We start from the raw sequence: 25,254 nt of genomic DNA, 5'->3' as shown, positions 1-25,254 counted from the left end.
CACTCAGTAGGAATACACGCCCAACGAAAAAGCGATGACGGCCCAGGCGATCACCAGCAGAAACCACACACTCGAGATCACCAGCCCGGCGATCGCCAAGCCACGTCCGGCGCCGTTGAGCTCCTTGGCCCGGCTCAGGCCCATGAAACCGAGAATCGTGCCCGCAATCGCCCCGATGCAGCAGAGGAAACCGAAAAGACTGCAGACGAACGACGCCACCGCCAGGCTGTTGCCGGGTTGAGGCTGGGGGTAGGACCCGTAGGGATGTGGCGGCTGTCCCATCGGAGGCGGTTGATACGCATACGGTTGATAGCCGTACGGCGGCTGGCCGTACGGACCCTGACCATAGGACGGCTCGCCGTACGGCGGCTGCCCGTAGGACGAATCTCCGTACGGCGGCTGGCCGCCATCCGAACCCTTCCACGGGTCGTCGCTGGGCGGCGGTCCGCCGAAACCGGTCACCACTCGCTCCGCTCAGCTGGACAAAACTGTGAAGCGAAACTGTAGCGGAGCGAGGTGGGTCCTTCGCGACCTACCGCGTCCGTTACTTCTTCGACGTCAGCGAACGCAGGAAGAGCAACAGGTTGGCCGGACGTTCGGCCAGCCGGCGCATGAAGTAGCCGTACCACTCGTCGCCGAACGGTACGTAGATCCGCATACGTTCGCCCTGAGCCGCCAGCGCCCGCTGTTCGGCCGGCCGCACTCCGTGCAGCATCTGGAACTCATAGCTTCCGGCGGTCCGCCCGTGCCGACGAATGGCCTGCCGCGCGGCGATGATCATCACCGGATCGTGAGTGGCGATCATCGGATAGCCGGCGCCGCCGAGCAGGACGTCCAGGCACCGCTGATAGGACCGCTCCACCTCCGCGCCGGTGAAGGCGACGGACTCGGGCTCGGCGTAGGCACCCTTGCACAGGCGGATTCGTGAGCCCTCGTAGGCGAGGTCGCGGCAGTCGGACTCGGTACGCTTGAGGTAGGCCTGCAGAACGGTTCCGACCCACTCGTGATCGACGCGCAGTTCCCGCACGATCGACAGGGTCGAGTCGGTGGTGGTGTGGTCCTCCATGTCGATGGTGACCGTCGTGCCCACCGCGGCGGCGGCGGCGCAGATGTCGCGAGCGCCGTCCAGGGCGATCTTCTCGCCGTCAACGGGCAACGACTGACCGATCGCCGACAGCTTCACCGACACCTCAGCCTGCCCGGCCAGACCGGCCTCACCCAGCGCCGCCAGCACCGAGCGGTAGGCCGCGACCGTGTGTTGGGCCTGTTCCGCAGCAGTGGTGTCCTCGCCGAGGAAGTCCAGCGTCACCGACATACCCGCCGCCGCGAGCTCCCGGGTGGTGGCCAGCGCGTCCTGCTCGCCGGGTCCGGCCACGTAGCGGTCGACAACCGGCCGCGTCAGCCGCGACTTCTCGGCTACGGAACGCAGCCGCGGAGACCGGGCCGCGACCAACAGCGGTTCACGCAACACAGCCACGGTCACGCCTCCGAATCGGTGGTCGAGGTGTTGCTCTGGGACTCAGGCTGCTGGTGCGGATAGCCCACCGACGTCGGCGGCACGAAGGTTTCCTTGATGGAGCGCGGGGAAACCCAACGCTGCAGGTTCAGAATCGAACCGGCCTTGTCATTGGTACCCGAGGCCCGTGAACCACCGAAGGGCTGCTGACCGACAACCGCGCCGGTGGGCTTGTCGTTGATGTAGAAGTTGCCGGCGGCGAAGCGCAGCCGCTCGGCGGCCGCCACCACGGCATGACGATCCCCGGCAATGATCGACCCGGTCAGACCGTAGGGCGCCGCCGCGTCGACGACGTCCAGGATCTCACTGAACGGCTTGGTGTCGTCGTAGACGTACACGGCGAGCACCGGTCCGAAGTACTCCTCGGAGAAGATCTTGTGGTGCGGGTCGGTGGAGACCAGAACCGTCGGCCGGATGAAGAATCCCTCGCTGTCATCGGCTGTTCCGCCCGCCAGCACGGTCAGGGAGGGATCGGTACGGGCGGTGTCCAGCACGCCGGCGAGCCGGTCGAAGGCCCGCCGATCGATGACCGCACCGAGGAAGTTGCCGAAGTCGGTGACATCGCCCTGGGTGAGTGCCTCGGTCTCGCTGGCCAGTCCGTCGCGCAGCGCGTCCCACAACGAGGCCGGGACGTAGGCCCGCGAGGCAGCCGAGCATTTCTGGCCCTGGTACTCGAAGGCCCCCCGGACCAGGGCGGTGCGAAGGACATCGACGTCGGCCGAAGGATGGGCCAGGACGAAGTCCTTGCCTCCGGTCTCGCCCACCAGGCGGGGATAGGTCCGGTAACGGTCGAGGTTCTGCCCGATCTCCTGCCAGAGGTGCTTGAAGGTCGCGGTCGAACCGGTGAAGTGGATGCCGGCCAGGTCCGGATGCTTGAGGGCAACCTCTGACACCGCGCGGCCGTCGCCGGTCAGCAGGTTGATCACACCGGCGGGTAGTCCGGCGTCCTCCAGCAGGTGCATGGTCAGGTGCGCCGCGAGCAACTGGGTTTCCGACGGTTTCCAGACGACGACATTGCCCATCAGGGCCGGTGCGGTGGGCAGGTTGCCGGCGATGGCCGTGAAGTTGAAGGGGGTGATGGCGTAGACGAAGCCCTCCAGCGGGCGGTGGTCGAGACGGTTCCACACGCCGGGCGAGGATTGCGGCTGCTCGGCGTGCACCTGGCGACCGAAGGAGACGTTGAACCGCCAGAAGTCGATGAGTTCGCAGGCGGCGTCGATTTCGGCCTGGATAGCGGTCTTGGACTGTCCCAGCATGGTCGCGGCGTTGAGCCGGGCGCGCCACGGGCCGGCCAGCAGGTCGGCCGCGCGGAGGAAGATCGCGGCGCGCTCCTCATAGGCCATGGCCCGCCACGAAGGAGCCGCAGCCAAAGCGGCGTCGATGGCGTCCTGCGCATCGCTCGTGGTCGCCTCGGCGTAGTCACCGAGCACGTGAGCGTGCTTGTGCGGCTGGACCACGGTTCCGGGCGCTCCCGCACCCATCCGGTGGACGCCGCCGATGGTGCAGGTCAGCGCGGTACGGCTGCCCTCCAGCTCGGCCAGCGCGGACTTGAGCGCTGCTCGCTCGGCCGAACCAGGCTGGTAGTCCAGGACCGGCTCGTTGTACGGCGTGGGGATCTGGGTGACAGCGTCCATCGGGTGCTCCTCGGTCGGGGCGACAACGGTTTTCTTGCGTCGGCAGTCAGGAACCGACAGCCAGGCGTGAGCGGTCATTGGTTGTACGTCCTCCACCGTAGGCGGGCGGACGAGCTCCCGTGTGCTCGGAAACGATAATCTGGACGAGTGGATTCCTCCGATAGTCGTAGCGAAGTCGATGCCGTGCTGCTCGTGAGTGCGGGCACCGACCCGGGTCGACGGCAGGCGCTCGAGGAGCTGGCCGACGCGGCCGGCGTAGGGCTGAGCTGGGTGCAGCCGGGTCAGTCGCTGCCCGACGCCGCCGGCGGCGCCGCCGACACCGCCGCGACCGCTGCGACCGCTGCGACCGCAGATATCGCCGACCTGGCCCAGACCATCGCAACCCTGACCGGCGGCCTGGTCACCATCGAAGACACCGCTGCGCGGGTACTCGGCTATTCCAGGTCCGGCGAGGACGTCGACGACCTTCGACGCTTGTCGATCCTGGAACGCAGTGGTCCCGAACGCTATCTGGCCCTGCTCCGCGAATGGGGGGTCTACGACCGGCTCGCAGCGTCGGAGGACGTCGTCGAGATCGCCGAACATCCCGAGTCGGGCGTTCGCCGCCGCCTCGCGGTCGGTATCTTCGCCGGCGCCCGCCAGCTGGGCACGATCTGGGTCCAGCAGGGGCGTTCGGACTTCCCGCCTCACGCCCGCCAGGCCCTGCTCGGCGCGGCCCGGCTCGCGGCCGCGGCACTGCTCGATCGGGCCGGACCCGACCGGGTGCCCAGCAACGCCGAACTGGTCCGGCGGCAGCTGCAAAGCGGGCGAGTCGGTCCGGATCCCGGGCCCAAGCCGAGACCGCGAACGGTGATCAGCTTCGTCCCCGCCCCCGGCCGGGACGCCACCGAAACCCGGCAACGCCGCCAGGACCTGCAGAGCGTGGTGGGAGTGCACGGAGCCGCCTACCGTCGCGACGCCCTGGCCGGGGAGTTCGACGGGCAGGTGCAGCTGCTCGTGCCTGGCGGCACCGACCGGCTGCCCGCGATGGTTCGCGCCCTGATCGGCTCGGCCAAGGCCCGCTACGGCTTTGCGGTACGGGCCGGCATCGGCCCCACTGTCGAGGAGGCCGAGCTCGGACGGTCCTTGCGCGGTGCCCAGCTGGCCCTGTCGCTGGGCACCGCGAGTGTGACCACGTTCGGTGAGGTCCGTCCGCTGGCCCTGATCCGCGCCGCCGAGGAGAAGGTCGCCGCGGTCCCTGAGCTGCACGACAGCCGAGTCGACGCATTGATCGCCGAGGAGCCCGAACTCGCCCGGACCCTGCTCACACATCTGCGGTCCGGGGCTCAGGTCAGCGCGACCGCTGCCGATCTGGGCATACATCAGACCACCGTCCGCTACCGACTTCGCCGGATAACCGAACTGACCGGGATCGACCTGTCCGACGCAGACCAGTGCCTGGCCACACAACTCCAACTTCGGGTGCGCGCGCACCCGCCCGTGGGCGGCGCATGATTCTCATCCGCGGGCGGCGCAACCCAGCGGATTTCTGCGAGGATGGTTGCGGACGGGGAGGTCGCAAGCGGTGGCACCGTAGGTGTCGCTGGGAGGATGGTGCCTGTCATGAGTGGCTCGCCGACGACGAACAGCGCGACCGTGCTGTTGGCCGAGGACGACCACGACATCCGCAGGCTCATCACCCTGAAGCTTGAATCGGCCGGCTACGCCGTACTGGCCGTGGCCGACGGTATCTCGGCCCGCGAGGCCATCCTCACTCACGACATCAGCGTCGCGCTGCTCGACGTGATGATGCCGGGCCTGTCCGGCCTGGAACTACTCGCCGAACTGCGCCTCGATGCAGAGACCGCAAGCCTTCCCGTCATCCTGCTGTCCGCGCGCAGCCAGGAGTTCGACGTGGCCGAGGGGCTGGCCCTGGGTGCCACCGACTACGTCATCAAGCCGTTCAGCCCCCGCGAACTTCTGGAGCGGGTCCGGCGTGCGACGCGGGTCCCGACCGAATGAACCGCCGCACGAATCACTCCCTGGACCGGCTCGCCGAGGCCATCACCCGGCTGGCCGACGGTGACATCGATGTCGCGCTGGACGCGGCCGACGGTCCGCCCGCGGCGCAGTCGATCACCCGAGCGGTCAACACCATGGCGGTCTCGGCACGGGCGGCGGTCGCCGCCGAACGCGACGCCGAACAGTTTCGCCAGCGCACCAGGCTGATCTCGGCCACCATCCGCCGAACCGCGAACGTGTCGCAGATGGCCGATCAGCTCGTCCGCGGAATCGGCCACGCCTACGAGGTCGATCGATGCTGGCTGCACACCTTCGACGAGCGGGTGCCGGACCTGACCGCGCAGTGGCATACCGAACGCCTGACGCCCCTGCCCGCATCGGTGGACGCCCTCATCGACGCCCACCGGGACCTGGCCGTCCGACTCTGGGAAAACGCACGAGTGCTCGCGGTCGAGGACCATCGCGGCCACGACTCGTCCGAGGCCGGCACCAGCGCGTTCGACCTCGCCGGCAGGCTCGGCGCCAGCGCGTCGGTCGTGGTACCGATCGGCGACAGCGTCGGAGTCTTCGGGCTGCTCTGGATCTCGATGGTCGATCACCCGCGGCACTGGACGCCGGCCGAACTGGGGGTGGCACAACACCTGGCCGCCGACCTCGCCCACAGCCTGGTGCAGGCGCACATCATCGACCAGCAGGAACAAGCCGTGCAACTGCTGCGGGAACTGGATCAGGCCAAGAGCGACTTCGTCTCGACCGTGTCGCATGAATTGCGCACCCCGCTCACGTCCATCACCGGCTACCTCGAACTGCTGCGCGACGGCGATGGCGGACCGTTGCCCGCCGCGGCGCAACAGATGCTCGATGTCATCGACCGAAACGCCACCAGGCTGCGCAACCTCATCGAGGACCTGCTCACCCAGTCGCGGATCGACGCCGGGCGGCTACGGCTTGAGCTGGGGCGGGTCGATGTGGTCGCGGCGCTGCAGACCGTCCGCACCGCGCTGTTGCCGCTCGCCTCCGCCGGCGTGGTCACGGTGCACGCCGTGGAGGCCGACCGTCACCCGCTGCCGGTCGACGCCGACATCCATCAGCTGGAACAGGTCTTCACCAACCTGCTGTCCAACGCGATCAAGTTCAGCCCGCCGGGTTCGGAAGTGACCGTGTCCTGCGGGCCGGACCCGGAGGGCACAGGAGTGTTCGTGCAGGTGCGTGACACCGGGATCGGGATCCCCGAGGCCGAGTTCGACCGGCTGTTCTCCCGCTTCTTCCGAGCCTCCAACGCGGCCGCCGCGGCCCTTCCCGGTACAGGGCTGGGGCTGAGCATCGTGGACGAGATCGTGCGGCGGCACGGTGGGGCGATCGAGGCCGAGTCCAAGGAGGGCGTCGGCACCATCTTCACGGTGTGGCTGCCGAATCCTCCGGGTTCACCGGACTCACCGGATTAACCGATCCGCTCAGCCGTCGGCGCAGCCACAGGGCGGGCAAGCCGAGCGCGAGCGTCAACAGCAGGAACGGCCCGGCGTAGCCCAGGCCCGCGGCCAGGTAGCGCCAGCTCAGGACGAGGGCGTGCCACCCGGCTCCGACGGCCCTACCGAAGCCGGACGGGTCGTGACTTCGCTTGACCACCGCGGCGGGCACGCTCGCCTTCTTGCTGAGGGTCACCGTAAGGCTGGCCAGAGCGATCGAATCGGCCAGCGCCCGTTGCTGGGCCACGGTCGACTCCAGCTCACTTTCCCTTTTGGTGAGCTGGCTTTCCAGACTCACCAGGTCCGAGATCGATCCCGAGTGAGCCAGGAAGGTATGCAGTCGCTGCACACTGGTGCGCAACGCGGAGACGCGGGCGGAGACATCGGCGTGGGCGGAGGTGACGTCCTCACCCTTGAGCGTGCGGCCGAGTTCCTTGCCGAGCCCGACACTGCCCGCGAGCGCCCGGTCGAGCTTGTCCGGCGGCAGCCGCAGAACCAGTGTCGCGATCGGCGTCTCGGCCTTGGTGCTGCTGCGGTCGTCCCCGTCGACGCGGCCGCCGAGTGAGATGGCGAGCGCGCTCACCTTGTTCGCCGCGGCGTCGACGTCACCGACTTGGACGGCCAGGGTCGCGGTGTAGACCATGTCGCGCTGCTGCAACGGCTCGGTCGGTGTCGTGGCGAGCTTTCCGGTTGAGGACTGTGTCCCGCGAGCCACATCGTTCTGTCCGTTGGACGCTGCCGCCATCGGGGCACCCGCCGCAGCGGGCATCCCGTAGCTCCCGGCAGACGAACCCCCGCCGATGGCCGCGGACGAGCTCGTTTTGCCGTGCGTACCGGAACAGCCCGCCAAGGCGGCCACGATCACGACGCTAAGCATGGGCAACAGCCGAGATGCGCTCATGCCCGGTCAGATGCGACGCGTGGCGGCGATAGTTGCGTCGCGGTGCGCGGGGAGATCAAGTCGTGATCTTAGAGGTTTGCTCCGGAACAACAGACCGGATGGGCACGCTCTAATCTCAGCGCCATGGTTTCCGATCTGCTGCTGACCGGCCAGCGCATCTTCACCGGATTGACCGACGCTCCCGGCCCAGGAGCCGTGTTCGTCTGCGACGGCGTTATCGCGGCGACCGGCGCTGAGGCCCTCAAGCGTGGCCAGGCGGCTGGCGTCGAGCACCGCGACGCGGGGACGGGACTGATCAGCGCCTCGTTCACCGACGCGCACATTCATCCCGTCTTCGGGGGTCTGCAGCTGATCACCTGTCACCTGGGCGGGGACGACGCGGCGACCGAGTCCGGTTACCTCGACATCGTCGAGCGCTACTCCCGGGACCATCCGGAGCTGGAGTGGATCACCGGTGGAGGCTGGGCGATGCCGGTGTTCCCCGGAGGTACCCCGACCCGGCAAGCCCTCGACGCCGTGGTTCCCGATCGCCCGGTGTACCTGATCAATCGCGACGCACACGGGGCGTGGGTAAACACCGAAGCGCTGCGCCGGGCGGGCATCGACGCCACCACGCCCGACCCGGACGACGGGGTGATCGAACGCGAACCGGACGGTTTCCCCAGCGGCACCCTGCACGAAGGTGCTGCCTCGCTGGTGGCCCGGATGCTGCCGCCGGTCAGCGACGACACCGCGCTGCGGGCATTGCTGGTCGCGCAGGAGGCCCTGTTTGCGTTGGGCGTCACAGCTTGGCAGGACGCCATCATCGGCGAGTACCTGGGTCAGCCCGACACCGCGGGGCCGTACCAGCGGGCGGTGGAGACCGGGGCCTTGCGCGCCAAGGTGGTCGGCGCCTTGTGGTGGGATCGTCGCCGCGGAGCCGAGCAGATCGCGGATCTGGTCGAACGGCGTTCGTCCTTGTCGGCGGGGCGTTTTCAGGCCACCACGGTAAAGATGATGCTCGATGGTGTGGCCGAGAACTTCACCGCCTCGATGATCGAGCCCTATCTGCACCGATGCGGGCACGAGCACCCGACCGGGGTGGACTTCGTCGATCCGGCCGCGTTGGCGGGCTATCTGCGCGAACTGGACCGGCTCGGTTTCCAGGTGCATTTCCACGCGCTCGGCGACGGAGCGGTGCGTTCGGCGCTCGATGCCCTACAGGCACTGCGCGAATCGGGCACCGACGGCACGAACCGGCACCACCTGGCCCACCTGCAAGTGGTCCACCCCGATGACATCGCCCGGTTCGCCGAGGTGGGTGCCGCCGCGAATCTGCAGGCGCTGTGGGCCGCCCACGACGATCAGGTCGATGAGCTGGTCATCCCCTTCCTCGGCCCGGAGCGGGACGCGATGCAGTACCCGTTCCGCTCGCTGGTGGATGCAGGCACCCGCATCGGCGCGGGGAGCGATTGGCCGGTCAGCGACGCCAACCCGATCGCGGCAATCCATACCGCGGTGAACCGCAACCATCGCGGCAGCCTGAAGCCGGACTTCCATCCCGAGCAGCGGTTGACCCTGGCGCAGATGTGGCGCGCGTACACCTCGGGCAGCGCCTACCTCAACCATGCCGAGGACCGCACCGGAACCATCGAGGTCGGCAAGCAGGCCGACCTCGTCGTCCTCGACCGCGATCCGTTCGCGGCGCCGACGGAGGAGATCGCCGACGCGCGGGTGGTGACCACATACCTCGACGGTGAAGTGGTCTACGCCAGCACCTGAGGTTTCTGCTTGCTCCAGCCCTCCGTTGACGTTGCCCTTGTTGCTGGGGATGTTCCGTTGACGTTGCCCTTGTTGCTGGGGATGTTCCGTTGACGTTGCCCTTGTTGCTGGGGATGTTCTGTCCCAGCAGCGCGAATGGGCAGTTCGCGCGCGAATGGGCACCTGTAACTGCCCATTCGCGCTGGAACTGCCCATTCGCGGACGGGTCGACGCGCGATGGATATCTGTAACTGCCCATTCGCGCTGGAACTGCCCATTCGCGAGAGAAGCTGGCCCGACCACAGACTGGGCTGGCATGCTGGCCGAGATGGAAGCCGTCACGCAAGTCTGGCACCGGGTCTACGCCAGCCAGGCCGCTCCTGATTCGACCGTGGCCGCCGTAGCTGCCGTGCTCGCAGCCGTCCTCGTGTACTCGCCGGCCTGGCGCTACAGCCGCCATCTGGTCACCATCGCCCACGAGGGCGCGCACGGTGTCCTGGCCCTGCTGGTAGGACGGCGACTCAGCGGCATCCGGCTTCATTCGGACACCTCCGGACTCACGATTTCCCGAGGACGCCCGCGCGGGCCCGGCGTGGTGGCCATGTACGCGGCGGGCTACCTCGGTCCGACCTTGTTCGGCTTGCTGGCTTCCGCGCTGCTGCTCGGACGGCACGCGGTCGCGTTGCTCTGGGTTGTCCTCGCGCTACTGGCGTTGCTGCTGTTGCAGATTCGCAACTGGTTCGGGCTGCTCACCGTCCTGGGCACCGGCCTCGTGGTCTTCGGCGTCTCATGGTGGGTGCCCGAGCGTGGACAGTCAGCATTCGCCTACCTGATCGCGGCCTTCCTACTGCTCGGGGCCCCACGCCCCGTCCTGGAATTGCAAGCCCAGCGCCGTCGCCGTCGCGCGCCACGATCAGATGCCGACGAACTCGCCCGGCTCACCGGTTTGCCCGGCTTGCTCTGGGTCGGCGTATTTTTGCTGGCCACCGTGGGTTCGCTCGCACTCGGGACGTGGTGGGTGAGCGCGCCGTACCGGTAGCCCGCTCGACGCAGCCAACCGGCCCGCCGTCAGCGTTCGTCGCGCTCGACGCCACGGTGGGTATAGGCGTCGCGGATCCGGTCGACGTATCCCTCGACCAGCGAGACGAGCTTGTTCAGCGCGGGCGAGTCCGAGTGGTCGAGCCGAGGACGGGTAGGCGCCAGCTGTTCGACGCCGAGGACGTCATCACCCAAGCGCTGAGCTTCGGCGGGATCGATCTCGCCGCGCAGCGAGGCGAAGGCCTGCGACAGGCTCTCGACGTGATCGACCAACCGGGCCCGGACGTCGGCCAGGATCGGGCCAACCGCCTGGGGGGATCGCTCCACGTCCTCCAACCGCCGCAGTTCCGACTCCAGGTGCCGGTGCGCGTCGCTGAGCCGGTGCACCGACCGGTCGCCGTCGGGCAGGTGCTGCCGCATTAGCGGGAACAGATACTGCTCCTCGGCTACGAAATGTCTGACCGCGAGCATGACCAGCTGCTCGCAATGCACGGCGAGCTCGTCGGCGCCCCCCGTGGTCGCAGCCCGGTCGGCGAGCTCGAGCAGCGCCCGATGATCGCTGTCGAGCACGGCGAAGATGTCCTGATCGGAAAGGTCCTGCGCGGGCTCGCTGCCCTCGGGCTCGGTCATGAGCGCATTATGCGCGGACCGCCCCGATCAACGCTCGGCGGTCGCCGTGTCCAGCAGCGCCGTGTCCAGCAGCGCCGTGTCCGGCGGCCTGTCCAGTAGCGCCGTGTCCAGCAGCGCGGCAGCGGCAGCCCGTGAGGCCTGCCACGCTTGCGGGTCACGGTCCATCCGAGCCGACAGGCCGCCACCGTCGTAGAGCATCTGCAGCTGCTGGGCGAGCGTGGCCGGTTCGCTCACCCCGAGCTGGGTAGCCAGGTCGGTGAACAGCCCACGGACCCAGGCACGGTAGTCGTCGACGGCTTCGACCACGCTGCTTCCAGGCCGGGCTTCGGCGCTGGCACTGACGAAGGCACACCCGTGATAGTCCGGATCGCCGAAGATCTCGCCCTGCGCCTCGAAGATCGCGAGGAGCTTCTCGCGCGGCGATGGGTACCTGTCCAGGACCCGGTTGATCCGTCCGCTGATGCGTTCGTGCCGTGCCTGAAGGTAGGCGTGCACGAGTTCTTCCTTGCTTCCGAAGGTGTTGTACAGGGAGGCCTTGGCCACGCCGGCCTGCTCGATCACGCGATCGATCCCGACGGTCTGGACTCCCTCGGCGTAGAACAACTCCCCCGCGGCGTTGAGCAACCGCTCCCGCGCCGAAAGCCTTACCTCGCCGGGCGTCCGCGTCGGGCCCTTCGTCTGCACCATCTCAATCACCTTCCAGACAGCTCTGTCTAGGCTACGCCGCGCTCGATCGCGCATCACCAGCATCACCGGAGTCACCCGAGTAAACCGAGTCACCCGAGTCACCATCTACCGCGCCGGGCGCCCGACGTAGCCGACCGCGAGCCAGACCCACAGCAGCCAGCAGCGCCAGCACGATCACCGCGAGACCGTACTCACGAGCGGTGTCGAGCAAGCCGCCGGCGTTGACCACGAGATAGCCACCCAGCACGGCCGGGACCCCTAGGCCCAGGTAGGAAACCAGGTAGAGGACCGAAAGCACACCGGAGCGCTCGTGCGGAGCCGTTCGCGGCAGGACCGTCCGGATGCCACCCTGGAAGCCGCTGCCGAATCCGACTCCGGCGACGCCCGTGCCCAGGAAGAACAGAGCGGTCGAGGACACACTGATCGCGATGACGGTGAGTCCGACTCCGACGATCAGCGCGAGAATGCCCAGGCCCATCACGGCCTGCGCACCGGTCCGGCGTAGCAACAGGACGGACAGTGCCGCCACCCCCGCGAGGACGAACAGGCTCAGCCCGCCATAGACCGCTGAGGACGAACCGGACAGACGGCGCACCAAGGCGGGCCCGAGCGAACCGTAGAAGCCGGCCAGCGCCCAGACGGCGAACAGCACCGGCGCGGCGGTCGACACCGCGCCCCGGACCGCGGGCGGTATGAGGATCTCGGGGACGAGGCTGGCCAATGCTCCGGCCTTCGGGGTCACCGTCTCCGGCAGCAGCAGCACACCGACGGCCTGCAACGCGAAGACACCGAGCAGGATCAGGTAGATCAGGTGCGCGGGGGACGGCAGGTACTGCACCACCAGCGCCGACACCAGTGCTCCGGTCGCAGTTCCGGTGCCAGGGGCGACGGCGTTGGCCAGCGTTCCGCGCTCCCGGTCGAGGTCGAGCATGCCCGCTCCGACCGCGCCGACCGCAGCGCCGGTTGACAAGCCTTGGACGACGCGGGCAATCAGCAGAGCCGTCACCGAGTCGGCGGTGGCGAACACGATCATCGACAACGCCTGGACCGCGATCGAGACGAGCAGCACTGGCCGCCGGCCCAGATGATCGGACAGCTTCCCGATCGTCAGGAGCGCCACGAGCACGGCGACCGCATAAACACCGAAGACGACGGTGGTGGTGATCGGGCTGAATCCCCACTCCGCCTGGTAAAAGGCATACAGCGGAGTAGGCGCGCTGGAGGCCGCAAGGAAGGACACCACGATCGAGGCGAGCAGGAGCAGGGCCGCCGTCGTGGGCAGCCGCTTTCGCCGGGTGAACGGTGTGGAGCCGAGGCGATCGGTACCGACGGGCACGGGCGTTGCGTCGATGAGAGCAGAACTCACGGCATGGCTTCTTTCCGAGCGAACGGTTAGGTAGACAGGTCTGTCTGTCGCAGCCACAGTAGACAGACCTGTCTACTCATGTCAAGACGCGGACCCGGACTTGCCTTAATAGAACGCGTGTTCGATACTGCAGGGATGGGGTTCGACAATCCGATCATTCCGTGGCGCGAACTGGAGCGTCGTCTGTCCGGGCGCCCCGAGCACGACTCACCCGAGCCCGACGAGGAGGACGACCTCCCGCACCGCCGCCGGGGCCACGGTCGAGAACTACCCGGTGACGGGGGCGACTCCCCCGCATGGAGCCGCAAGCGTCCGGCCTACGAAGCACCCGACGTCACTCGCCTGACCGCAGGCCGCACCGCCTACGCCGAACTGCACAGCCATTCCTCCTTCTCCTTTCTCGACGGCTCTTCCGACCCGGAGGAACTGGTGGAAGAGGCGGTCTCGCTCGGGCTGGAAGCGCTGGCGATCACCGACCACGACGGCATGTACGGCGTGGCCCGGTTCGCCGAGGCCGCCGATGCTTTCGGGTTGGGGACCGTCTTCGGGGCCGAGCTGAACCTCGACGTCCCCATGCCCTCCACCCAGACCGAGCGATCCATCGCGGCCCGGGTCGGCATCGAGGACCCGCCGGGAAGCCACCTGCTCGTACTGGCCCGCAATCCGGCCGGTTACGCCAGCCTGTGTCGAGCGATCAGCCAGGCCCAGTTGCGGGGCGGCGCGAAGGGACGTCCGGTCTATGACATCGACGAACTGGCCGACCTGGCCGACGACAACTGGCTGATCCTCACCGGCTGCCGGAAGGGATCGGTACAACAGGCCCTGCACAGCGGGGGATTCGGCACCTTCGGCTTCGACCCGGCTCGCGCCGCGCTCGCCGCGCTCACCGACCGGTTCGGGCGCGACAACGTCGTCGTCGAACTCACCCATGCCCTCGAGCCGCTGGCCGATGAGCGGTATGCCGCGCTGGCGCAGCTGGCCGACGAGCAGCGGCTGGACCTCATCGCCAGTACGGCGGCCCACTACGCCACGCCACGCAACCGGCAGTTGGCGACCGCGGTGGCCGCGGTCCGGGCCCGGACCAGCATGGACGCCCTGGACGGCTGGCTGCCCAGCTGGGCGAGTCAGCATCTGCGCTCCGGGGCTGAGATGGCCGAGCGATTCGGTCGCTACCCCACTGCGGTGTCCGCGGCGGCCCGGCTGGGCAAGGAGCTGTCCTTCCCACTCAAGCTGATCGCGCCGAACCTGCCGCCGTTTCCGGTGCCCGAGGGTTACGACGAGATGAGTTACCTGCGCGAACTCGCCTATCGCGGAGCAGCCGAACGATACGGTCCGCGCGATGATCCACGTTTCGCCCGCGCCTACCAACAGATCGAACACGAGTTGACGATCATCGACCAGTTGGGTTTCCCCGGTTATTTCCTGGTGGTCTGGGAACTGACGACGTTCTGTGCCGAGCAGGGCATCCTGTGCCAGGGCCGCGGCAGCGCCGCCAACTCGGCTGTCTGTTACGCCATCGGGATCACCGCGGTGGACTCGGTCGAATACGGCCTGCTCTTCGAACGGTTCCTGGCGCCGGAGCGCGACGGGCCACCGGACATCGACATCGACATCGAGTCCGACCGGCGGGAGGAGGTCATCCAGCACGTCTATGAGATGCACGGACGGCAGCACGCCGCCCAGGTGGCGAACGTGATCACCTACCGGCCCCGTTCGGCGGTGCGCGACATCGCCCGTGCCTTCGGCTACGCCCAGGGACAGCAGGACGCCTGGAGCAAGCAGATAGATCACGGCTACTACTGGTCGGAGACGGCCGAGACCCTGGCTCAATCCCAGGACGTCGACGCGGTGCCGCCGGAGGTCCTGCGGCTGGCCGAGCAATTGCAGAATGCCCCACGGCACCTGGGGATTCATTCCGGCGGCATGGTCATCTGCGACCGTCCGGTGGTCGAGGTGTGCCCGGTCGAATGGGGACGGATGGCCGACCGGACCGTGCTGCAGTGGGACAAAGACGACTGCGCGGCCACCGGCCTGGTCAAATTCGACCTGCTGGGCCTGGGCATGCTGTCGGCGCTGAAGTACACCTTCGACTTCGTGGCCGAGTTCTTCGGGACGCGTTACGGGTTGCACCAGGTCCCGAAAGAGGATCCGCTCGTCTACGACATGTTGTGCGAGGCCGACACCGTCGGGGTGTTCCAGATCGAGTCCCGGGCCCAGATGGCAACGCTGCCCCGGCTCAAACCGCGCAAGTTCTACGACCTGGTCATCGAGATCGCCCTGATCCGTCCCGGTCCGATCCAGGGCGATTCGGTTCACCCCTACATCAGAAGGAAAAACGGCCTGGAGGAGGTCACCTACCCGCATCCGAAACTGCAACCGGCCCTGGAGAAGACCCTCGGCATCCCGTTGTTCCAGGAACAGCTCATGCAGTTGGCCATCGACGCCGCGGGTTGTTCTGCGGCCGAGGCCGACCAGGTGCGGCGCGCGATGGGTTCCAAGCGCAGCGCGGAGAAGATGGAGGGGCTGCGCAACCGGCTCTACGACGGCATGCAAGCCAACGGGATCGTCGGCGCGATGGCCGACGACGTGTTCAAGAAGATCGAGGCCTTCGCCGCGTTCGGCTTCGCCGAAAGCCATTCGATCAGCTTCGCCTACCTGGTCTATGCCTCGTCCTGGATGAAGCTCTACCACCCGGCCGCGTTCTGTGCCGGGCTGCTCAACGCTCAGCCGATGGGCTTCTACTCTCCGCAGTCCCTGGTGCACGACGCCAAACGACACGGGGTGGTGGTGGCGGGACCGAGCATCAACGACTCGGCCGCCGGGGCCGGCCTGGAAAGGATCAGCGCCGAGGACCGGCACCAGAGCAGCTACCGGGGTCCAGGCCCGGACCAGCCCCGCATCCGTCTGGGACTGTCGAGCGTGCGCGGGATCGGCGACGACCTCGCTAACCGGATCGTGGCCGACCGGCAGGCCGGTGGGGTCTTCCTCAGCATGGCCGATCTGTCCCGGCGGATCGGCTTGAACGCCGAGCAGTTGGAGGCGCTGGCCACCGCCGGGGCTTTCGAGTGCTTCGGCACCGAACGACGCCAGGCTCTGTGGGCGGCAGGGGCGGCGGCCGACTTCCGCCCCGGGCAACTGGACCTGCACCTGGCCTCGGAGCAACAGGTGCCCCCGCTCCCGAGCATGACCGAGCCCGAACAGCTGATGGCCGACCTCTGGGCCACCGGCATCACCCGAGACCGCTATCCCACCGCCCTGATCCGCGACCGGCTCACCGCGTTGGGGGTTGTCGCGACCGACCGACTCCGCCATCTGCCCGATCGAACGCGTCTCACGGTCGCCGGCATCGTCACCCACCGCCAGCGTCCGGCGACGGCCCGCGGGGTCACCTTCATCAATCTCGAGGACGAGTTCGGAATGCTCAACGTCATCTGCGATCCGGTCGTGTGGCAACGGCACCGGCGCATCGCACGCGAGTCCGGGGGTCTGATCATCCGGGGAATGCTGGAACGGGTGGACGGTGTAGTAAACGTCTCGGCCGAGCGCATCGACAAGCTCGACCTCGGACTGCGAACCCGTTCGCGCGACTTCCGCTGATCCCGGCCACTCGTCTCCTCCCGCCGTTACTCGATCGTTATTTACACTGAGTTCACATAGCTACTCTGCGTGATATTTTTACTACTCATAGTCACAAGCTTGTGCGGCCTTTCCTGCGGCGACCCGCATCGAACCCCCGCACCGATCCAGAGCACCTCGTACCGCCACCTCATCCCGAACCAATCGCTCAGGCGGAGCTCACAATGGTCGATACGACTGCCGTAGGGGCCTACACCGCACGGCACCAGGCTGCCTACTCCACAACTGCTGTGACCACGGCCGACCCGACGACCGATGGCCGCGCGAAGGAGATAGGAGGCAGTCTGGTGGATCCGGCGTCACGCACCATCATTGCCGCCCTGCGCGTGCGAGGCCTCGACGAGGAAACCCTCTCCGCAGTGGTGGAAAACGCGACCAAGAGCGGCCGCGACGTCCGCAGCGTGCTGTTGGACGATCAGGTCGTCACCGACATCGAACTCGCCATGGCCGTCGCCGAGGCCTGGGGACTGGAAGCGGTCGAACTCGGCAGCTACCCCATCGACCCCGGCGCCATGGCCAAGGTGCCCCTGAGCCTGGCCCGCCGGCACAACATGTTGCCGATCGCCATCGACGACACCACCGTCACCGTCGCGCTGGAAAACCCGAGCGACATCCTCGGCCTCGATGACATACGCGCCGCTACGGGTATGAGCGTCAAAGCCGTCGTCGCCACCAAGGACGACCTGACCCGCCTGATGGCGCGCTACACCCGCGCCAGCACCGATCTCGACGAAGCCGCCGCCCAGGCTGAGGCGGAGGACAGCTCCGAGATGTCGGAGATGGCCACCGCCGACGAGGACGCGCCGGTGGTCCGCTACGTCAACGGCCTGCTGGAGCGCGCCATCACCAGCCGGGCGTCCGACATCCATCTGGAGCCCGGCGAGTTCGATCTCAAGGTTCGCCTGCGTATCGACGGTGTCCTGCATTCGATCGACACGGTGCCCCGGGGCATCCAGTCCGCGCTGATCTCGCGGCTCAAGATCATGTCCGGCCTTGACATCACCGAGCGTCGGGTGCCGCAGAACGGGCGCATCACCAAGTCGCTGGGCGAGCGCAGTATCGACCTCCGTTCGGCAACCCTGCCGACCGTGTGGGGCGAGAAGGTGGTTCTGCGGGTACTCGACACCGGCGGCATCGACCTGAACCTGCGCAAGCTGGGCTTCACCGACTACAACTACGAGCGGTTCTCCCGCAGTTTCAGCAAGCCGCACGGAATGGTTCTCGTGACCGGCCCGACCGGTTCAGGCAAGTCGACCACCCTCTACGCCACGCTCGGTGAGATCGCCCGGCCGGAGGTCAACGTCATCACCGTCGAAGACCCGGTCGAGTACCGCATGGAAGGCATCAACCAGGTTCAGGTCAACTTCAAGGCGGGTCTGACCTTCGCCGCTGTGCTGCCGGCCATCCTGCGATCGGACCCCGACATCGTTCTGATCGGTGAGATCCGCGATCGCGCCACCGCGCAACTGGCCGTCGAAGCCGCCCTCACCGGCCACCTCGTGCTGTCGACCCTGCACACCAACGACGCGCCAAGCGCGATGCCGCGCCTGATCGAGATGGGTATCGAACCCTTCCTGGTCGGATCGTCCCTGGATGCGGTCCTGGCTCAGCGGCTGTCCCGCCGACTCTGTGAATGGTGCAAAGAGCCTTATGCACCAACGGAATCCGAGCTGATGGGCGCTGGCTGGCCAACCTCCGGAGAAGCACCGGAGAAGCTCTGGAAGGCGGTCGGCTGCCGCTCGTGCGCGCAGACCGGCTACCGCGGCCGCCTTGCGGTCAACGAGGTCATGCCGGTGACCGAGGAGATCGAGCGGATGGCCGTCAAGCACGCCTCGGCCAGTGAGATCAAGAAGGTCGCCGTCGAAGGTGGGATGGTCGCCCTGCGCGAAGACGGACTCCTCAAAGCGGCCGAGGGCTTGACGACCCTCGAAGAGATCATTCGGGTGACAGTATGAGCAGCCAACCGTCCAGCCTGCCGAACCAGACAGCGCGGCCGAGCGTGGTTACCGCGCTCCCGACTCCGGCCTCCACTCCGAAGCCGGAGGATGTCTTCGGCGTCAGCGCGTTGTCCAGCGTCGAACCGATGCCGGCCGAAGGCGCCAAAGAGCACATGGAATTGCTGCTCAGGACGCTGGTGACCATGGGCGGGTCCGACCTGCACATGACCGCCGGCATCGCCCCGGCAATTCGAGTGCACGGCTCCCTCGCGCCGTTGGAGGGCCACAAGCGGTTGAATCCGGAGGACACCGAGAACCTGATCTCCTCGATCCTCACGCCGGAGCAGTGGCAGAAGTTCCTCAACGTCCAGGAGCTCGACACCTCCTACGCCATCCCGTCCGTCAGCCGCTTCCGAGTGAACGTCTATCGCCAGCGCGGTGCCGTCGGCGCAGCGTTCCGCACGATCCCTCACCACATCCGCAACCTGGCCGACCTCGGACTGCCCGACTCCATCGAGAACTTCGCGCATCTGCCGCGAGGCCTCGTACTCGTGACCGGCCCGACCGGCTCCGGCAAGTCGACGACGTTGGCCAGTCTGCTGGACGTGGCGAACAGAACCCGTGCCGGGCACATCATGACGATCGAGGACCCGATCGAGTACCTGCACACCCACGGCCGGTGTGTGGTCAACCAGCGCGAGGTGGGCGCCGACACCGAGGATTTCGCGGTCGCCCTCAAGCACGTGCTGCGCCAGGACCCGGACATCATCCTGGTCGGCGAGCTGCGTGATCTGGAGACGACCTCGGTCGCGGTGACCGCCGCCGAGACCGGTCACCTCGTGCTGGCCACGCTGCACACCCAGTCGGCTGCGCAAACGGTCGACCGGCTGATCGACATCTACCCGCCGCATCAACAACAGCAAATCCGCGCCCAGTTGGCCAACTGCCTGCAGGGCGTGGTCACCCAGGCGCTGGTGCCCCGCAAGGACGGAACCGGCCGCACGATCGTCTGCGAGATCATGGTGGCCTCGGCGGCGATCCGGAACCTGATCCGCGAGGGTAAGGCCCATCAGATTCCCTCGTTCCTGCAGTCCTCCTCCGACCAGGGCATGATCAGCTTCGACCAGCACCTGGCCCAGCGCTATGCCGAGCAGCTCATCGCCAAGAGCACCGCGCTCGAACTCGCCCACGACCCGAACGAATTCAAGCGACTGGCCAGGATCTGACATGCCGACCAAGACTTTCAGCTACGAGGCCATGGACCGTTCCGGCACCATGCTCAAGGGCAAGATCGAATCGGAAACGGCTGAAGCCGCCGCGCAGTCACTGACCGCGCAGAAGCTGATTCCTCTTTCCGTAGAGGGTGCCGGTTCGGGCTTGAACAAGGATCTGAAGCTACCGGGCTTCGGCGGACGGACGTCCCTGAAGGACCTGGCGGTGTTCTCGCGTCAGTTCGCCTCGATGACCTCGTCGGGCCTGACCCTGCTGCGCGCGCTGAACATCCTCGAAGAGCAGACCACCAAGCCCAAGCTGAAGGACGCGATCACGCACGTCAAGAACGACGTGCAGGGCGGCATCACCCTCTCCAAGGCGATGGCCGCGCACCCCGACCACTTCCCACCCCTGATGGTCAACATGATCCGGGCCGGCGAGACCGGCGGCTTTCTGGATGACGCGCTGACGCGCATCGCGAACATGTACGAGTCGGATGCAAACCTGCGCTCCAAGATCAAGGGCGCGATGACCTACCCGGTCATCGTGTTGATCTTCTCGCTGCTGCTCGGCACGGGCGTCATCATCTTCATCGTCCCGGTGTTCGAGAAGATGTTCAAAGGCCTCGGCGGCAAGCTACCGCTGCCGACCCAGATCATGGTCGATCTGTCCCACAACATGTACTGGGCCGGGCCGTTGTTGCTCGCGGGAACGACGATCGGATTGCGCTTGTACCGTCGCGCGGTTCGCGACAACTACGCCTTCCGGCTGCGCATGGACAGGCTGAAACTGCGGCTGCCGGTTTTCGGCTCGCTGTTCACCAAGCTGGCCATCAGCCGCTGGGCCCGCAACCTCGGAACATTGCTGTCGGTCGGCGTGCCGGTAATCCAGGCCCTTGACATCGTCGGGGGCACGGCCGGCAACTCGGTCATCAGCGAGGCGATGGAGGACGTTCGTAACTCCGTGCGCGTGGGCATGCAGATGTCCGGCCCGCTGGCGCGGCACCCGCTCTTTCCCGACATGGTGGTTCAGATGCTCGAGGTCGGTGAGGAGACCGGAAACATCACCGAGATGCTGGACAAGGTCGCCGACTTCTACGACCACGAGGTCGAGACGGCCACCGAGTCGCTCACGTCGGCAATGGAGCCGCTCCTTGTCGTCCTGCTCGGCGCGGTCATCGGCACCATGGTCGTGTGCCTGTACATGCCGATGTTCTCGATCTACGGACACATCGGCAGCTGAAACCGCACCGGCTCGGCCCGGCCGTTGTCACCCGAGCGGGTGGCAACGGCCGTGCTCTGTGCGCCCCGAATAGTTCGTGTGGTTAAGCAAATCTGTTATCGAACCGCAACGAAGTTGGCCGACTTTCGCCCTCGATTTGCTAAACCACTCGACGATTACGCCGATTTCACAGTTGAACTACCAACCGGCAGTTCGGCGAGCCCTAGCCGATGCCACAACCCGATCGAGCCAGGAGGCTCCCATGCTGAACAAGCTCCAGAAGCTCCGTGAGGAGCGCGCCAACGGCGAGGGTGGCTTCACCCTCATCGAACTGCTGGTGGTCGTCGTGATCATCGGCATCCTGATCGCCATCGCGATCCCGCTGTACTTGAACTACCAGAAGGGCGCGAAGGACAAGTCGGCGATGTCCGACCTGCGCGGCGCCGTTTCTGTCTTCGAACAGTGCAACTCCGACAACGGCAGCTACCCGTCCGCCGTGAGCACCACGGGCGCCATGACCGGTTGCGCCAACCAGTTGATCAAGCTGAGCGCCGGCACGACGATGTCGACCTACACGGCCGCCAACACCAACACCACCTACATCGCGGTCACCACCAACAGCGGCGGCAACAGCAAGTGGTACTGCTACAACAGCACGAACGCCGGCAGCATCGTGACCTCTTCGACGGCGATCACCACCTGCTAACCAGCTGACAAGCACGACATCGACATGGATGGGGCGCGCGCACCGAGCGCGCGCCCCATTCGTCTGACCACAGCCAGCCAGACTTCCCACAGGCCAACCGATAACCGACCGAACGAAAGGCACAGGCGATGACTTTCTCGACCAGCAGCCGGCCGTCGCTCTACGTCGCTGTGGATAACGTCCGGCCTCTTTCCTCCGTCTCTGCCATGCTTGCCGGCACCACGGGCACCCCCGGGCCCGCCGCCGATTTCTGGAAGGACCTCGTCGATGCCGGTCGTGATCGTGGCGGTCGCGCTACTCGGCTTGGCCATCGGGTCGTTTCTCAATGTCGTTATCTATCGATTGCCCGCCGGGAAGTCGCTCTCGCGGCCGTCCTCGCATTGCCCGGTGTGCGGCAATCCCATTCGCAACAGGCACAACCTGCCGGTCATCGGCTGGCTGATCCTGCGCGGACGATGCGCGGATTGTCGAAGCAGGATCAGCATTCGCTACCCGCTGGTCGAGTTGACGACGGGCGTCCTGTTCGTGCTCGTAGCGCTTCGGCTGAACCAGCTCTCCCTCTTGTCGGTGCTGCCCGCGTGGCTGTGTTTCGCGGCGATCGCCATCGCGCTGACGATGATCGACGTGGACGTACATCGGCTGCCGGACGCGATCGTCTTGCCCTCGTACCCAGTACTGGCCCTGCTCCTGACTCTCGGCGCGGTCACTCACGACACGCCCTGGGCGTTGCTGCGGATGCTCATCGGTGGCCTGGCGCTCTGGCTGTCGTATCTGCTGCTGCATCTGGCCTATCCAGCCGGGATGGGCTGGGGCGACGTGAAACTCGCCGGGATCGTCGGCGCAATGCTGGGCTATCTCTCGTACAGCTCGCTGCTGGTGGGAGCGTTCGCGGCCTTCTTTCTGGGAAGTCTGGTCAGCGTCCCGCTGCTGGTCAGCTCGCGAGCGTCACGGAAATCTCGGATTCCCTTCGGTCCCTTCATGCTCGCCGGAGCCTTCCTGGCTCTGTGGCTGGCGCGTCCGATCGCGGATGCCTACCTGCACCTCATCAACGTCACCTAGACCAGCGGATCGTGAGATCTGGTGGGGAGATCTCATGAAGCACAGCCAAATCGGAGTCAGCCGGGTCGGGGCCATCAACCCGGACGGACACGCGATCGGTGTCGACATCGGCGCTACCGCCGTTCGAGCGGCGATCCTGTCGCCGGGAACGAACGAGGGCCGGCCCTCGGTCACCGTGCACGGGCTCGGCCAGGTCGCCCTTCCGGTCGGTGCCGTGATCAACGGCGTGGTCACCGACCAGGCCGTCGTGACCGCCGCACTGAAGCAGCTCTGGGAAATCAACCGCTTCGAATGCCGAAACGTGATTGTCGGCATCACCAACCAGCAGGTCGTGGTGCGTGACCTGCAGATCCCCAACCTGCCGCCTGACCAGTTGGCGCGCGCGCTTCCTTTCCAGGCCCGCGAGATCGTCGCGCTGCCCATCGATCAGGTGCTGCTCGATTTCGTCCAGCTCGGGGAGCCTGATCCGGAGACCGACATACTGACCGGCCTGCTGGTCGCCACCCCACGACAGCCCGTGCTCTCGGCCGTGGCCGCGGTCGAGAAGGCCGGCCTCCGCGTCGCCCGGGTCGACCTCTCCACCTTCGCCTCGTTGCGTTCCATCGCTGACGCCGAAGTGTCGGTCGAAGCGGTCGTCGACCTGGGCGCGCACCTCACCAACATCGTGATCCACAGCCACGGGATCCCGAAGGTGGTGCGCTCCATTCCCCGCGGCGCCTACGAACTCACCCAGCGGCTGGCCGATGATCTCGGTCTCAGCGTGGAGGAGGCCGAGCGCGCCAAGTGGGAGAACGGCCTCAACGGAACGAACAAGCAGGTCTCCAAGACGCTTGACATGGCGCTGCGGCCCTTGCTCGCCGAGATCCGCAGCTCGATCCACTACTTCGCCTCGGTGGAGGGCACCGCGCTACTCGAGCGCGTTTCCCTCACCGGCGGCGGGTCGGCCTTGCGCGGCCTGACCCAGACGGTCGCAGACCTGGTCGGGCTGCCGACTTCGGTGGTCAATCCGATGCAACACGTGCGCAACCGGCTGGCCAACAAGGACGTCCAGGCCGACGAAGCCGAAGGTTCAGCCAGCGCGGTGTCGCTGGGTCTCGCGATGGGAGCAGCCGCATGAGCACCGTGGACCTCGAACCACGCCAGATCTGGAACGCCATGCCTGGCTGGGGAATCGTCACCGACCTGACCCCGCCGGAGCTCATCGCCAGCCGCAAGCTCGCCGTCTTGCGCAAGGTACTGGTGATCGCGCTCAGCGCGGTCCTGGCCTTGTGTGTCGCGGCCTACGTACTGGTCTCGCTCCAGCACCGGGCGGCCGACTCCGCGCTCAGCAGTCAGACGAATGCCAACCTCGCTTTGCAGTCGCGAACCAACAGCTACTCCGACGTCGTGCGGATCGAACAGAACATCCAGCAGATCAAGGGCCAATTGAGCGGGCTCATGGGCAGTGACGTCGACGCCGAAACCTTCCTGGCCTCGTTGGCCAAGGCGTTGCCGCCCACGGTCGCGGTCTCCAAGGAGGACGTCACACTGAGCGGAGCCGCTCTGAAAGCGGGGTCCTCCCAGTCTTCGGCCAACGCCGCTCTCGACACCTCCGGGCACGTGGTGATCGGCAAGGTCCAACTCGAGGGGTTGTCCACCGGATTCGCGGAGTTCTCCACCTTCGCCGACAACCTCAGCAAGATCACCGGCGTCGTCGACCTGATCCCCAACTTCAGCCAGGCAAACGTCTCGAAGCTCGTGTCCTGGAAGCTCAGCTTCAACGTGACCGACCAAGTGTTGAGCCACCGGTTCGACGCTTCCAAGAACGGCGGAAAGTGATGACGATTTCGCAAGATCGCCGACTCTGGCTCGGTGGCGGTGTACTCGCGGCGGTGCTGCTCGTCGCGGCGAGCTGGTTCCTGCTCATCAGCCCGACGATGTCGGACACGTCGTCCCTGAAGTCTCAGACCACCGACGGCGAACTGCAGAGCACGGTCCTGAGCGGCAAGCTTGCGAAGCTGAAGCAGCAGAAGGACGGAATCGCGGCCCTGCAGTCGCAACTGGCCGGCTCCCTCCTGGCGTTGCCCACTGACTCGGGGCTGCCCGCGCTGACCCGTCAGCTGACGCAACAGGCCAAGAACAATGGCGTCGTCCTCGGCAGCATCGTCGTGACCGGCGTGTCCCGGACGTCCCCGAACGGCGGAAGCATCGTCGGTGCCGGGACCGGCTCGGCAAGCGCAGCGGGCGGCCTGTACGCGATCCCCGTCAGTGTGGTCGTCGGTGGCGCGGTCAAGAACGAACTCGCCTTCCTGCACAGCATCCAGTTCGACGGTCCCCGCACCGCGCTGGTCAACGCGACCTCCTTCATGCCGCTGGCCGGAACCAGCAGCGCCACCCTCGACCGTGGCGCGGCGCTCACGGTGCAGCTGACCGTCTACAGCGCACCCAAGAGCCCCCTGCAGGAGAAGCAACTGCAGCAGGACGTCGCGGCCGCGGCCTCGGCCGGCGTGAGCAACTGAGCCACC

At 67.0% G+C, this 25,254-nt stretch carries 21 protein-coding genes; 14 read left to right on the top strand and 7 right to left on the bottom strand.

Annotation, left to right across the window (positions count from 1 at the left end; genetic code table 11):
* Positions 1-3: 3 nt before the first annotated feature.
* The 3 genes from M6D93_RS19345 to pruA all read right to left on the bottom strand — a co-directional run bounded on the left by M6D93_RS19345 (position 4) and on the right by pruA (position 3,150).
* A complete protein-coding gene (locus M6D93_RS19345; RefSeq protein WP_283818646.1) occupies positions 4-462 on the bottom strand; it encodes a DUF4190 domain-containing protein in 459 nt (152 codons plus the stop codon).
* 82 nt (positions 463-544) lie between these two features.
* Positions 545-1,471, bottom strand: coding sequence for a proline dehydrogenase family protein (locus M6D93_RS06025; protein ID WP_347343552.1), 927 nt, complete (start codon positions 1,469-1,471; stop codon positions 545-547).
* 8 nt (positions 1,472-1,479) lie between these two features.
* The gene (gene pruA, locus M6D93_RS06020) at positions 1,480-3,150 is read right to left on the bottom strand and encodes an L-glutamate gamma-semialdehyde dehydrogenase (RefSeq protein WP_249773458.1); all 1,671 of its coding nucleotides are present in this window, start codon (positions 3,148-3,150) and stop codon (positions 1,480-1,482) included.
* Between the two features lie 147 nt (positions 3,151-3,297).
* Here pruA and M6D93_RS06015 point away from each other — a divergent pair, with 147 nt between their 5' ends.
* The 3 genes from M6D93_RS06015 (at position 3,298) to M6D93_RS06005 (ending at position 6,596) form a co-directional block, all read left to right on the top strand.
* On the top strand, positions 3,298-4,644 hold the full coding sequence (locus M6D93_RS06015; RefSeq protein WP_249773457.1) for a PucR family transcriptional regulator: 1,347 nt from the start codon (positions 3,298-3,300) through the stop codon (positions 4,642-4,644).
* Between the two features lie 108 nt (positions 4,645-4,752).
* The gene (locus tag M6D93_RS06010) at positions 4,753-5,151 is read left to right on the top strand and encodes a response regulator transcription factor (protein ID WP_249773456.1); all 399 of its coding nucleotides are present in this window, start codon (positions 4,753-4,755) and stop codon (positions 5,149-5,151) included.
* A complete protein-coding gene (locus M6D93_RS06005; RefSeq protein WP_249773455.1) occupies positions 5,148-6,596 on the top strand; it encodes a HAMP domain-containing sensor histidine kinase in 1,449 nt (482 codons plus the stop codon). The genes M6D93_RS06010 and M6D93_RS06005 overlap by 4 nt, the downstream gene beginning before the upstream one ends.
* Here the strand turns inward: M6D93_RS06005 and M6D93_RS06000 are convergent.
* Positions 6,547-7,494 (bottom strand): DUF4349 domain-containing protein, encoded by a 948-nt coding sequence (locus tag M6D93_RS06000; protein ID WP_249773454.1) that lies wholly within the window; start codon positions 7,492-7,494, stop codon positions 6,547-6,549. The two genes, M6D93_RS06005 and M6D93_RS06000, sit on opposite strands and share 50 nt — an antisense overlap.
* A gap of 147 nt (positions 7,495-7,641) precedes the next feature.
* Between M6D93_RS06000 and M6D93_RS05995 the strand changes: the two genes are divergently transcribed.
* Together M6D93_RS05995 and M6D93_RS05990 are read left to right on the top strand one after the other, a co-directional pair.
* On the top strand, positions 7,642-9,279 hold the full coding sequence (locus tag M6D93_RS05995) for an amidohydrolase (protein WP_249773453.1): 1,638 nt from the start codon (positions 7,642-7,644) through the stop codon (positions 9,277-9,279).
* Between the two features lie 295 nt (positions 9,280-9,574).
* The gene (locus M6D93_RS05990) at positions 9,575-10,297 is read left to right on the top strand and encodes a M50 family metallopeptidase (RefSeq protein ID WP_249773452.1); all 723 of its coding nucleotides are present in this window, start codon (positions 9,575-9,577) and stop codon (positions 10,295-10,297) included.
* Positions 10,298-10,326: 29 nt separating this feature from the next.
* On the opposite strand, the gene M6D93_RS05985 is transcribed toward M6D93_RS05990, so the two are convergent.
* Genes M6D93_RS05985 through M6D93_RS05975 form a run of 3 tightly spaced genes read right to left on the bottom strand, consistent with a single transcriptional unit; the run spans position 10,327 to position 12,979 of the window.
* The gene (locus tag M6D93_RS05985; RefSeq protein ID WP_249773451.1) at positions 10,327-10,926 is read right to left on the bottom strand and encodes a hemerythrin domain-containing protein; all 600 of its coding nucleotides are present in this window, start codon (positions 10,924-10,926) and stop codon (positions 10,327-10,329) included.
* A 27-nt stretch (positions 10,927-10,953) separates the two neighbouring features.
* Entirely contained in the window at positions 10,954-11,613 is a 660-nt protein-coding gene (locus M6D93_RS05980; protein WP_249773450.1) for a TetR/AcrR family transcriptional regulator, read from the bottom strand.
* Positions 11,614-11,644: 31 nt separating this feature from the next.
* Positions 11,645-12,979, bottom strand: coding sequence for an MFS transporter (locus M6D93_RS05975; RefSeq protein WP_249773449.1), 1,335 nt, complete (start codon positions 12,977-12,979; stop codon positions 11,645-11,647).
* Positions 12,980-13,114: 135 nt separating this feature from the next.
* Here M6D93_RS05975 and M6D93_RS05970 point away from each other — a divergent pair, with 135 nt between their 5' ends.
* The 9 genes from M6D93_RS05970 to M6D93_RS05930 all read left to right on the top strand — a co-directional run bounded on the left by M6D93_RS05970 (position 13,115) and on the right by M6D93_RS05930 (position 25,248).
* On the top strand, positions 13,115-16,576 hold the full coding sequence (locus tag M6D93_RS05970) for an error-prone DNA polymerase (protein ID WP_249774175.1): 3,462 nt from the start codon (positions 13,115-13,117) through the stop codon (positions 16,574-16,576).
* A gap of 203 nt (positions 16,577-16,779) precedes the next feature.
* Entirely contained in the window at positions 16,780-18,570 is a 1,791-nt protein-coding gene (locus M6D93_RS05965) for a GspE/PulE family protein (RefSeq protein ID WP_249773448.1), read from the top strand.
* Entirely contained in the window at positions 18,567-19,778 is a 1,212-nt protein-coding gene (locus tag M6D93_RS05960) for a type IV pilus twitching motility protein PilT (protein WP_249773447.1), read from the top strand. The genes M6D93_RS05965 and M6D93_RS05960 overlap by 4 nt, the downstream gene beginning before the upstream one ends.
* A 1-nt stretch (position 19,779) precedes the next feature.
* On the top strand, positions 19,780-21,006 hold the full coding sequence (locus M6D93_RS05955; RefSeq protein ID WP_249773446.1) for a type II secretion system F family protein: 1,227 nt from the start codon (positions 19,780-19,782) through the stop codon (positions 21,004-21,006).
* A gap of 241 nt (positions 21,007-21,247) precedes the next feature.
* On the top strand, positions 21,248-21,691 hold the full coding sequence (locus tag M6D93_RS19340) for a prepilin-type N-terminal cleavage/methylation domain-containing protein (RefSeq protein WP_283818644.1): 444 nt from the start codon (positions 21,248-21,250) through the stop codon (positions 21,689-21,691).
* 267 nt (positions 21,692-21,958) lie between these two features.
* Complete coding sequence (locus M6D93_RS05945) at positions 21,959-22,750, top strand: prepilin peptidase (RefSeq protein ID WP_249773445.1); 792 nt, start codon at positions 21,959-21,961, stop codon at positions 22,748-22,750.
* A 34-nt stretch (positions 22,751-22,784) separates the two neighbouring features.
* A complete protein-coding gene (gene pilM, locus M6D93_RS05940; protein ID WP_249773444.1) occupies positions 22,785-23,867 on the top strand; it encodes a type IV pilus assembly protein PilM in 1,083 nt (360 codons plus the stop codon).
* Complete coding sequence (locus M6D93_RS05935; RefSeq protein WP_249773443.1) at positions 23,864-24,568, top strand: hypothetical protein; 705 nt, start codon at positions 23,864-23,866, stop codon at positions 24,566-24,568. Before pilM ends, M6D93_RS05935 begins: the two co-directional genes overlap by 4 nt.
* Positions 24,568-25,248: a hypothetical protein gene (locus M6D93_RS05930; RefSeq protein ID WP_249773442.1), complete on the top strand. Its 681-nt coding sequence runs from the start codon at positions 24,568-24,570 to the stop codon at positions 25,246-25,248. The genes M6D93_RS05935 and M6D93_RS05930 overlap by 1 nt, the downstream gene beginning before the upstream one ends.
* The last annotated feature ends 6 nt before the right edge of the window (positions 25,249-25,254 follow it).

This window comes from Jatrophihabitans telluris (genome assembly GCF_023516435.1).
GTDB classification, from domain to species: domain Bacteria; phylum Actinomycetota; class Actinomycetes; order Mycobacteriales; family Jatrophihabitantaceae; genus Jatrophihabitans_A; species Jatrophihabitans_A telluris.
This window is presented reverse-complemented; position numbering and strand designations above follow the sequence as displayed.

Excerpts from the sequence above, each read along its gene's own strand:
- M6D93_RS05990 (WP_249773452.1), top strand. The coding sequence starts at position 9,575 with ATGCTGGCCGAGATGGAAGCCGTCACGCAAGTCTGGCACCGGGTCTAC.
- M6D93_RS05970 (WP_249774175.1), top strand. The coding sequence starts at position 13,115 with ATGGGGTTCGACAATCCGATCATTCCGTGGCGCGAACTGGAGCGTCGT.
- M6D93_RS05960 (WP_249773447.1), top strand. The coding sequence starts at position 18,567 with ATGAGCAGCCAACCGTCCAGCCTGCCGAACCAGACAGCGCGGCCGAGC.
- M6D93_RS05965 (WP_249773448.1), top strand. The coding sequence starts at position 16,780 with ATGGTCGATACGACTGCCGTAGGGGCCTACACCGCACGGCACCAGGCT.
- M6D93_RS05945 (WP_249773445.1), top strand. The coding sequence starts at position 21,959 with ATGCCGGTCGTGATCGTGGCGGTCGCGCTACTCGGCTTGGCCATCGGG.
- M6D93_RS05955 (WP_249773446.1), top strand. The coding sequence starts at position 19,780 with ATGCCGACCAAGACTTTCAGCTACGAGGCCATGGACCGTTCCGGCACC.
- M6D93_RS05935 (WP_249773443.1), top strand. The coding sequence starts at position 23,864 with ATGAGCACCGTGGACCTCGAACCACGCCAGATCTGGAACGCCATGCCT.
- M6D93_RS05930 (WP_249773442.1), top strand. The coding sequence starts at position 24,568 with ATGACGATTTCGCAAGATCGCCGACTCTGGCTCGGTGGCGGTGTACTC.
- pruA (WP_249773458.1), bottom strand. The coding sequence starts at position 3,150 with ATGGACGCTGTCACCCAGATCCCCACGCCGTACAACGAGCCGGTCCTG.
- M6D93_RS05995 (WP_249773453.1), top strand. The coding sequence starts at position 7,642 with ATGGTTTCCGATCTGCTGCTGACCGGCCAGCGCATCTTCACCGGATTG.
- M6D93_RS05985 (WP_249773451.1), bottom strand. The coding sequence starts at position 10,926 with ATGACCGAGCCCGAGGGCAGCGAGCCCGCGCAGGACCTTTCCGATCAG.
- M6D93_RS05980 (WP_249773450.1), bottom strand. The coding sequence starts at position 11,613 with ATGGTGCAGACGAAGGGCCCGACGCGGACGCCCGGCGAGGTAAGGCTT.
- pilM (WP_249773444.1), top strand. The coding sequence starts at position 22,785 with ATGAAGCACAGCCAAATCGGAGTCAGCCGGGTCGGGGCCATCAACCCG.
- M6D93_RS06010 (WP_249773456.1), top strand. The coding sequence starts at position 4,753 with ATGAGTGGCTCGCCGACGACGAACAGCGCGACCGTGCTGTTGGCCGAG.
- M6D93_RS19340 (WP_283818644.1), top strand. The coding sequence starts at position 21,248 with ATGCTGAACAAGCTCCAGAAGCTCCGTGAGGAGCGCGCCAACGGCGAG.
- M6D93_RS06000 (WP_249773454.1), bottom strand. The coding sequence starts at position 7,494 with ATGCTTAGCGTCGTGATCGTGGCCGCCTTGGCGGGCTGTTCCGGTACG.
- M6D93_RS06005 (WP_249773455.1), top strand. The coding sequence starts at position 5,148 with ATGAACCGCCGCACGAATCACTCCCTGGACCGGCTCGCCGAGGCCATC.